The organism is Paracoccus sp. UBA889, assembly GCA_002294185.1.
Taxonomy (GTDB): Bacteria; Pseudomonadota; Alphaproteobacteria; order Rhodobacterales; family Rhodobacteraceae; genus Paracoccus.
On the sequence record DBFD01000044.1, the window covers coordinates 25,117 to 34,159 of the forward strand.

8 protein-coding genes are annotated in these 9,043 nt (G+C 68.4%); 4 read left to right on the forward strand and 4 right to left on the reverse strand.

Features of this window, described 5'->3' with window-relative positions; all coding sequences use genetic code 11:
* Window positions 1-21: 21 nt before the first annotated feature.
* A complete protein-coding gene (locus tag B4L36_RS07795; RefSeq protein WP_292954845.1) occupies window positions 22-1,092 on the reverse strand; it encodes an SIMPL domain-containing protein in 1,071 nt (356 codons plus the stop codon).
* 194 nt (window positions 1,093-1,286) lie between these two features.
* Here B4L36_RS07795 and B4L36_RS07800 point away from each other — a divergent pair, with 194 nt between their 5' ends.
* Together B4L36_RS07800 and B4L36_RS07805 are read left to right on the forward strand one after the other, a co-directional pair.
* Complete coding sequence (locus B4L36_RS07800) at window positions 1,287-4,259, forward strand: hypothetical protein (RefSeq protein ID WP_292954848.1); 2,973 nt, start codon at window positions 1,287-1,289, stop codon at window positions 4,257-4,259.
* Between the two features lie 5 nt (window positions 4,260-4,264).
* Window positions 4,265-6,193, forward strand: a complete 1,929-nt coding sequence (locus tag B4L36_RS07805; protein WP_292954851.1) for a cation:proton antiporter — start codon at window positions 4,265-4,267, stop codon at window positions 6,191-6,193.
* 8 nt (window positions 6,194-6,201) lie between these two features.
* Here the strand turns inward: B4L36_RS07805 and B4L36_RS07810 are convergent, their stop codons facing one another.
* From B4L36_RS07810 to B4L36_RS07820, 3 genes are read right to left on the reverse strand one after another with little or no spacing between them, the layout of a single operon-like run.
* Window positions 6,202-6,834 carry a DUF1345 domain-containing protein gene (locus B4L36_RS07810; protein WP_292954854.1) on the reverse strand — a complete coding sequence of 211 codons (633 nt, stop codon included), beginning with the start codon at window positions 6,832-6,834 and terminating at the stop codon, window positions 6,202-6,204.
* 4 nt (window positions 6,835-6,838) lie between these two features.
* Window positions 6,839-7,171 carry a nuclear transport factor 2 family protein gene (locus B4L36_RS07815; protein ID WP_292954857.1) on the reverse strand — a complete coding sequence of 111 codons (333 nt, stop codon included), beginning with the start codon at window positions 7,169-7,171 and terminating at the stop codon, window positions 6,839-6,841.
* Window positions 7,168-8,187 carry a TraB/GumN family protein gene (locus tag B4L36_RS07820; RefSeq protein WP_292954860.1) on the reverse strand — a complete coding sequence of 340 codons (1,020 nt, stop codon included), beginning with the start codon at window positions 8,185-8,187 and terminating at the stop codon, window positions 7,168-7,170. Before B4L36_RS07820 ends, B4L36_RS07815 begins: the two co-directional genes overlap by 4 nt.
* Before the next feature lie 190 nt (window positions 8,188-8,377).
* Between B4L36_RS07820 and B4L36_RS07825 the strand changes: the two genes are divergently transcribed.
* Both B4L36_RS07825 and B4L36_RS07830 read left to right on the forward strand, forming a co-directional pair.
* Window positions 8,378-8,665, forward strand: coding sequence for a co-chaperone GroES (locus B4L36_RS07825; RefSeq protein WP_292954863.1), 288 nt, complete (start codon window positions 8,378-8,380; stop codon window positions 8,663-8,665).
* Between the two features lie 42 nt (window positions 8,666-8,707).
* Window positions 8,708-9,043, forward strand: a 336-nt coding sequence (locus B4L36_RS07830; protein ID WP_292954866.1) for a TCP-1/cpn60 chaperonin family protein, incomplete at its 3' end; no start/stop codon positions are given.

Genomic DNA, 9,043 nt, shown 5'->3' on the forward strand with positions numbered 1-9,043 from the left:
CCGGCGGCGCGGGTCCATGGGTCAGTTCGCCGGGGTCGGGCTTTCATCCGCGTCGTCCGGCAGCCTGTCCCCGCCCATTGGGGCAATGGGTTCGTCCGGGGCGGGCGCGCCGGTATCGGTGCCCATCGGCGCAGGCATGTCGCCCGCCGCGGGCGACCCGGATTGCGAAGGCGCAGCGCCATCGGCCGGCGCGGCGCCATCGGCCGGATCCGGCGGGCTCGTGACCCGATCGCCCGGTGCGACCTGGGGATGGCCTTCGGGCAAGCCCCGATCCCTGCCGGCCCTGTCACCCTTGCCCTTGCCGCCGCCTTTCATGCCGCCGCAATCGGCCTCTGGTCCCCTCAGCGCGAATTCCATCTCGACCTGGGCGGACATGGAAACCTCGCCGGCCTGAACCGGGATATCGGCCTCGGCGGCGGCGGCCCGCATCATCGGGCGCGGTGGGCCCGACGGGGCGACGCTGTCGCGCAGGATCAGCACCGGCCCCAGTTCCAGGCCGGCCGCCTCGGCCAGGACCTCGGCCTTGTGGCGGGCGTCCCTGACCGCCTCGCGGCGGGCCTGATCCTCGGCATCGGCACCGTCTTCGCGGGTGAATTCGATACCGCTGATCTGGTTCGCCCCGGCGCCGACAATGGCATCCAGCACCTCGCCCAGACGCGCGATGTCGCCGACCCGGACGGAAACCATGTTGCTGGCCTCGTAGCCCGTCACCGTGGGCGCGCGGTCTCGGCTGTAATCCATCACCGGATTGAGGCTCAGCCCCGAGGTCTGGATGTTCCTTTCAGCGATGTCGGCGGCTTTCAGCGCCTCGATCACCGCGCTCTGCTGGGTCGCATTGCTGCGCATCGCATCGGCGGCGCTGTCGGCGCGGGTGGTGACCCCCAGCTGGATCGTCGCCATGTCGGGCGCGATCCGCGCCTCGCCCGTGCCGCTGACCGAAAGCCGCGACATCTGGCCACCGCACATCGGGCGCGCATCGTGCCCCGCCTTGCCCGCTTGCGGAGCGGACAGGGCCGGCCCCGAAATCATGGCGGCCAGCGCCGCCCCGGCGGCCAGCGCCGCAGGGCCGCGCTTCCATGAAAGTCCTGTCATTTCGCCGTTCTCTCTTTCCCGTTGCCGAAGACTGCGCAGGCAACGCCGCGCCGGCCCCGGATGTTTCCGCGGGCGCTGATCACAGATACGCCAGATTTGCTTTTCTCACCCCACAAATTGCAGTAGATTCGCGACATTGCCAACAGATCGCGGCAAAAGACCCGCGACGACATAACATCGAGCGACAGACCATCATGAACCAGCGCGCCGCCGGACCCGAATTCGCCATGAGCTTTACCCAGGACGCGGTTTGTCTGGAACGTCGCGAGGGCCATGACTGGCAGCCCGTGGGACAGGCGCTGTTCGCGGGCGGCGGCATGGCCGCGACATTGAACGCGCTGCGCGACGAGGCAGGCGGCAGCGGCGACGATGCCGCCGACGTCGTTCTGGTGATTCCCGACGATCAGGTTCTCTATACCTCGGTGACGGTGCCGGTCGGATCCGACACGCCGACCGTGATCGGGCGGATCCTCGAATCGATGACCCCCTACCGGGCCGAGGATCTGGCCTTCGACTGGTGCCCCGCTGCCAATGGAGACATCGAGACGCTGCGGGTGGCCGCCGTCGCCCGCCGCACGCTGGACGAGGCCGAGGAATTCGCCCGCGCGCAGGGATTCCGCCCCTCCGGCTATCTCTCGCGGCCAGGCGATGAACGCTTTGACGGCCTGCCCGATTTCGGGCTGAGCAAGCTGGCGCGGCAGCAAACAGAAAGACCGCCGTTCAGCCAGCCCGATCTCAGCCGGGCGCGCATCACCGCCCCGGTCATCACCGATGACGGCCTGCGGGCCCCGGCCGCGATCTCGCGCATCGTGCCGCATGTGGCGCCCGTTGCGCCTGCGGGACGGCTGCCAGACGCGGCGCCGGTTCAGCCTGCTGCCGCATCGGCCGAAGGTGCCCCGTCCAATGACTTGGAACAATCATCCACGAAAAGCGCGGGCGATGCGCGGGCCGGGCGCGCGGACATGGCCGCCGTGCCGGATACGGATCCCTCCGCAGCGCCGGTGATCCGGCATGGCGAGCGCAAGCCGATCGCCACGCCCTTGCCTGTCGGAGGCCCGAAACCGCGTCTGTCCCCCCGCGCCGAGGCGATCCATGCCCGCGCCGGCGACGCCCGCGCCCGCCGCGAAAGCGAACCCGCCGCCCCGGCCGCGTCCGCGTTGCTGATGCGCCTGCGTCAGTTCAACCCGGGTCGTCTTTCTGTGCTGATGGCCGCGCTGGTCGGGATGCTGGTGCTGGTTCTTGTCCTTTTCGGCGGCCGCGGCGACAAGACAGGGATTGCCAGCCCCGCCGAACCCGCGGCCACGGCGCCGGAACCCGCGACGCCCGCGGTTACCGCTGCGGCAACGACGCCGTCCGAACCAGCCGAACCGCCGGTTCTGGACACGATCGCCTCGGCCGATCCGGCAGCGGCGGCCGGTGTCCCGGACAAAGCCCCGGCCCAGCCCGATTCACAAGCCGATGGCGCGCTGACCCGCGCGTTGCGCGAGGCGATGACACAGCAACAATCCGTCGCGGAAGCTGCCTCGCGGCAGCCGGTTTCACAACAACCCGCCGGGGCCGGGTCCAGCCCGGTCAGCGCCGCGACGATGGCCAGCGCTGCGCTGGAAAACGCCCCCACCGGCACAGCCACGCCCGAAACTGCCACGGCTGCGACGACAACGGCGGACCGGCCCACCGCGGCCCCAACGGCGGAAAGGCAGCCCGGCCCCGAGGCGGCGGCCGCCCCCGACGCACCGGCCGCGGCTCACAATCTGGCCAGTTCCGCCCGTCCGCCGCGCGCCGCGCCGGCGCGGGCAACGCAGCCCGCCCGCCCGGATGGTGTTCCCAGCGTGCCGCGCGATCCGCAACCCTTCGCACAGCGCAGCCAGCCCGAACCGCCGCGCGTCGCCGGTATCCGCCCGCCAGAGCGGCCCGCCGCCGGCACGCCGCGCGCAACCCCCGCGACAGCGCGCCCCGCGGCGACACCGGCGCCCGCATCGGCGGCGACCACCCCGCCCGAGGTTCCGGCCACCAGGCCGGCCGGCTCGTCGCGCCGTCCTCCCTCGCGCCCCGACAATCTGGGTTCGATCGAGGAAGGCAGCGCGGCCGAGGATGGTCAGCCCAAGCAGCTGACCCGGGCCGAACGCCAGTCGGCGCTGCAATTGCTGCGCGATCTGCGCAAGGCAGAGGTCGGTCCTACCGGCCTTGATGCGGCCGAGCGCGGCGCGCTGATCGTGCTGGCCCAGGCCCGTCCGCAGCGCAAGCCGGTCTCGGTCGGCGCCGCCGCGCAGAGCGCGGTCGAGAACGCGCTGACCGCCGCCATCGAAAGCTCGGCCAGGCCCGAATCGCGATCCGGCGCGGATGTCGGCGCCCGCCGCGATGACCGCCTTGCCCGCCTCGCCCGGTCCGTCAGACCGCCCGCCCGGCCCGGCGAAAGAAACATTGCCAAAGGTGACGCCGGCGGCGGTGGACCAGGCAATGCCAGCCTGACGCGGGCCGCCATCGACGATGCCATCGCCAGCGCCGTCTCGAACAGTTCAGCCATGCCGGGCGCCGTCGCTTTGACGGCGCTTTCTTCATCCGCGCTTCCGCCGCGCCGCAACGGGGGCGCAAGCGAAACCGCCGCCGCGCCGGCGGCGCCCACGGCCGACGACCTGCGCGCCGCCGCCGAAGCCCAGCAGGAAGAACGCGCCCGCGAAGCCGCGCTGGCAGAACAGCGGCGCCAAGACGCCGAATTGCAGGCCCAGGCAGAGGCGCGGGCGCGGGCCCAGGCCGCCGCCGATGCCCGCGCCGAGGCGCAGGCCCGCGCCCAGGCCGAGGCCCGCGCCCGCGCCCAGGTCGAGGCCGAGCGTCTGGCCGCCACGCGCCGCCAGCGATCATACACCCCGCCCGAGGCCGAGAACGAACCCGAGGTCCGCGGCGCCCTGCCCGATGGCCGGATCACCACCACCGCGGCGGCGACGGCAACCGTCAAGGAGGGCATTCAGGTCAACCGCACCCAGATCATCGGCACGATCGGCGCGGGCAAGGCCAGCCGGGCCCTGATCCGCCTGTCGAACGGTCGCGTTCTGACCCTGCGTCTGGGCGACAGGATCAACGGCGGCACCATCACCGAAATCGGCAACAGCCGGATCACCTTCGTGAAGGGCGGACGCGCGCAGCAGCTTGCGGTGCTGAACGGCCAATAGCGGGGATGGAAGGCTTTCTGCTGCTGGCCACGGTCTATCTGATCAGCATGGTGGTGGCCGTGCCCATTTCGGCGCGGCTGGGGCTGGGCTCGGTCCTGGGCTATCTGATCTGCGGCATCCTGATCGGGCCGGTGCTGAACCTGACCGGCGGCCGGATGTCGGATCTTCAGAATTTCGCGGAATTCGGCGTCGTGATGATGCTGTTCCTGATCGGGCTGGAACTGGAGCCGCGCAGCCTGTGGGACATGCGAAGTCGGCTGATCGGGCTGGGCGCGGCGCAGGTCCTGATCACGCTGGCCATTTTCGCGCTGATCGCTGCGGCCTTCGGCGCGGCCTGGCCGCAGGCGATCGTTCTGGGCATGATCCTGTCGGTCAGTTCGACCGCGATCGTGCTGCAGACCCTGACCGAAAAGGGGCTGATGCAGACGGCCGGCGGGCGATCCATCTTCTCGGTCCTGCTGGCGCAGGATATTGCGGTGATCCCGATGATCGCGCTGATGCCGCTGCTGGCGCCCTTCGGACAGCCCGCCGCAGAGGTCGGGGCCCAGGAGGGCGAGCATCTGGGCCAGTCCATGATGGCGGGGCTGCCCGGTTGGGGCACGGCGCTGGTGACCATCGGCGCCGTGCTGGCGGTGATCGTGCTGGGCCAATATCTGATCCGCCCGGTCTTCCGCTTTGTCATCGCCTCGCGCCTGCGCGAGATGGAGACCGCCATGGCGCTGCTGATCGTGGTTGGCATCGCCTCGCTGATGATCCTTGTCGGGCTGCCGCCGGCACTGGGCACCTTTCTGGCCGGGGTGATGCTGGCGCGGTCCGAATTCCGTCATGAGCTGGAAGCCCAGATCGAACCGTTCAAGGGTCTTCTGCTGGGGCTTTTCTTCATCACCGTCGGCGCGGGCATGGATTTTGCGATGCTGGCCGATCGCCCTTTGCCGATCCTGACCGCCGCGGCCGCGCTGATCGCCGTGAAGGCCGCGATCCTCTGGGTCATTGCCCGGTCCCACCGGATGGACGGACGGGCGCGCACGCTGTTCACGCTGTCGCTGGCGCAGGCTGGCGAGTTCGGCTTTGTCCTTGTCTCCTACGCCGTCGTGCTGCTGATCCTTCCCGCCGATCTTGCCAAGGCGATGTTGCTGGTCATCGCGCTCAGCATGCTGGCGACGCCGCTGCTGTTCATCCTCTATGATCAGGCGACGCGCCGCATCGGCGATGCCCGCGCCGAGGAACAGCCCGACGCCATCGACGAACAGCAGCCGATCATCATCGCGGGCATCGGCCGGTTCGGTCAGGTGGTCAACCGTCTGGTCAGCATGTCGGGTTTCCGAACCACGGTCCTGGACCACGATCTGAAACTGATCCAGTTGATGCGGCAATTCGGGTTCAAGGGCTATTTCGGCGATCCCTCGCGCCCCGAGATCCTGACCGCTGCCGGACTGGACAAGGCCCGCATCCTGGTCGCTGCGCTGGACGATCCCGAGGCCAATCTGAAGCTGATCCGCTATGCCCGCGAACGGCGCCCCGACCTGCATATCATCGCCCGCGCCCGCGACCGGGTGAACGTCTATCAACTTCATTCTGCCGGTGCGAACGACATCGTGCGCGAAACCTTCGACAGCTCGCTGCGCGCCGGCCGCTATGTGCTGGAAAACGCCGGCCTGTCGGAATACGAGGCGTCCGAACTGGAAAAGATCTTCTACCGGCTGGACCGCGCATCGCTGCGGGAACTGGCCGAGATCTGGAAGCCGGGCCTGCCACTGGACCAGAACGAAGCCTACATCACCCGCAGCCGCGAACTGAACCGCACGCTGGAAGCGGCGCTTCTGGAACGCTTTGCCGAGAAATCCGACCCCTACCCGGCCGGAGCGGACGAAGCCGATCCCGAACACGGACTTGGTCCCGCCGGCCCTGGCCCGCGGCCTGGCGGACGGTTCTGATTGCGGTTTCAACCCAAGGATACGGCAAGGTTCACCGCCAGCGCCAGGATCACGGTATTGAAGAAGAAGGACAGCGCCGAATGCAGCGTCGCGATACGCCGCAGCCTCGTGTCCCGGATCGCGACGTCCGAGGTCTGCGCCGTCATGCCAAGCGTAAAGCTGAAATAGACGAAATCCCACACGCCCGGATCATGGGTGTCGGGGAAATCCAGCCCCCCGGCCGCCTTGCCGCTGCCCTGCCGGGCGTAATAGCGCGAGGCATAGTGGAATGCCATGACCATGTGCAGCGTGGCCCATCCCAGCGGCACGGACAGGACCGCCAGCAGCGGCTGCAGCGCGCTGTCCTGACCCTTGGCGGTCCCAAGCGCGCCGATCACGGCGGAGAGCGACAGCGCGATGGCGGCGACCGCCAGTGCGACGATCAGACCGGCGCCCTCGTCGTCCTCGCGGCCATGCCGGCGCAGATCACCCGCCGTGAGGTGACGGGCGTGCAGGCCCGAGGCCGCCAGATAGACGGCAAAGAACAGATCCCCGCCCAGCAGCACCCGGTCGATGATGCCGCGCGGCGCGACAAGCACGGCCAGCGCACCAACCGCCAGCGCGACCAGAAACCGCGAATGCCTGCGCCAGACGCCGCGCATCGGATCACAGGGGCGTCTGCTGGTGCGCGATCAGCCGCCAGCCGTCGTCGCGCCGGATCCAGGTGCTGGAACAGAACGCCCTGTAGGTGATGCCCTCGCGCATCGCCGTGGCGCGATAGGCGAGGATCGTCACATCATCGCTTTCGGTGACATGGCGCTGGTCCATGACGATGCTGTCCCATCGCGGGGCGCCGCCCAATCTGCTGGCGATGGCGCGACCCTGAAGGATGCCCGTCGGGGCGAAGACCATCACCGCCGCCTCGTCCAGCCTGCGGATCGCCTCGGCGGCGCTGCCGGTCCAGAAAATCTGCTCGGTCGCCCAAAAATCCCGGTTCATCCATCCAGCCTTTCGATCGTCCATCCATCCCGTTCCAGAAGCCGCAGCACGCCCTGATCACCCGGAAGATGCAGCGCGCCGAATCCCGCGATGATGCCCTTGCCGGATTTCGCGGCCTCGGCCGCGCCCCGGGTCAGTGGCGCGATCCAGCTTTGGTTGCGCCGATCCATCAACTGCGTCCTGGCCAGCGTCATCTGTTCATCGACAGACTGCCGGTCCAGACCGGATTCGCGATAGGCGTCCTGTCGGCTGAATTCCCAGATCGCCCAGACATCGCCCCGGAAATAGGCGTTGGCCAGCGTCACGGCATAATCGTCGGCATGGGCCGCCATCGGCAGCGAGGCGCGGATCATGTCCAGTTCCTGCGCGGGGCTCAGATCCCGGAACAGGGCGAAGATGGTGTTCCAGGGCTCCAATGCGCGAACGGGCAGGTCAACGGCCTGTGCGCTCTGGATCAGCCTATCATCCAGGCCGCCGCCCTCGGCGCCATTCCCGGCCATCTGCCGCATCATGCAGGGACTGATTCCCAGCATCATCGCCACGTACCACGGCCGCAGCTTCGCGGTCACGATCGCAGGCGTTCCGCGCAGGGCCATCGCATCCGACAGCAGCGACCATTCCGCCCCGGACAGACGCTCGGGCAGGGTCGCGCCGTCGGGGTTCACCATCAGCGTCGGATCCTCGGCCAGGGCCTGCTTCAGCCGCGCCTTTTCCTTCGGTCCCGCCTCGACATACAGCGCGGCGGCGTCCTGCATGGGCCCGGACAGCCGCCGCATCGTCGAATCGTGACGCGGATCGGCGAAATGGAAGGTGCCGACCAGCGTCATGACCATGGTGTCCTTGCGGGCCTGCCACAGAATGCCCCGGTTGAAAGGCGCATCGGCAACCGCGCGGTCAAGCTGTTCGCGCTGATCCTGCGGCAGGGCGGCGATCAGGTCGGTGCCGACACATTCCGCCGTGGCCGCAGCCCCCCCCGACCACAGCATCAGCACGCCAGCCAACAAGACCCGATTCATGCCTGCCCTTTCTTGTCTGGCAATCCGTTCCGCACAGGCTGCCATATCCGCCCGGCAGCGACCAGCCGAAGCGCGATTTTTGTCCGCTTGCGGCGTTGACACCGGCCGTGACCAAGCCTAGATCACCGCCATTGGCACTCATAGAGAGTGAGTGCCAACAGCACTGCAACCTGAAACACGGAGTGTTCCAATGGCATTCAAACCGCTGCATGACCGGGTTCTGGTCCGCCGCGTCGAATCCGACGAAAAGACCAAGGGCGGCCTGATCATTCCGGACAGCGCCAAGGAAAAGCCCGCCGAGGGCGAGATCATCTCGGTCGGCGAGGGCGCGCGCAAGGATTCGGGCGAGCTGATCGCACCGTCGGTCAAGGCGGGTGATCGCATCCTGTTCGGCAAATGGTCGGGCACCGAAGTCACCATCGACGGCGAAGAGCTGCTGATCATGAAGGAAAGCGACATCCTGGGCATCATCGCCTGAGATCCGTCCCGCTTCCTTCAACGATAAATTCAGGAGAAACAAATGGCTGGTAAAGAAGTCAAGTTTAGCACGGATGCCCGTGACCGGATGCTGAAAGGCGTCAACATTCTGGCCGACGCCGTGAAGGTCACGCTGGGCCCCAAGGGTCGCAACGTCGTCATCGACAAGTCCTTCGGTGCACCCCGGATCACCAAGGACGGCGTCACCGTCGCCAAGGAAATCGAACTGACCGACAAGTTCGAGAACATGGGCGCGCAGATGGTCCGCGAAGTCGCGGCCCGCACCAATGACGAGGCCGGCGACGGCACCACCACCGCCACCGTTCTGGCCCAGGCCATCGTCAAGGAAGGCATGAAGGCGGTTGCCGCCGGCATGAAC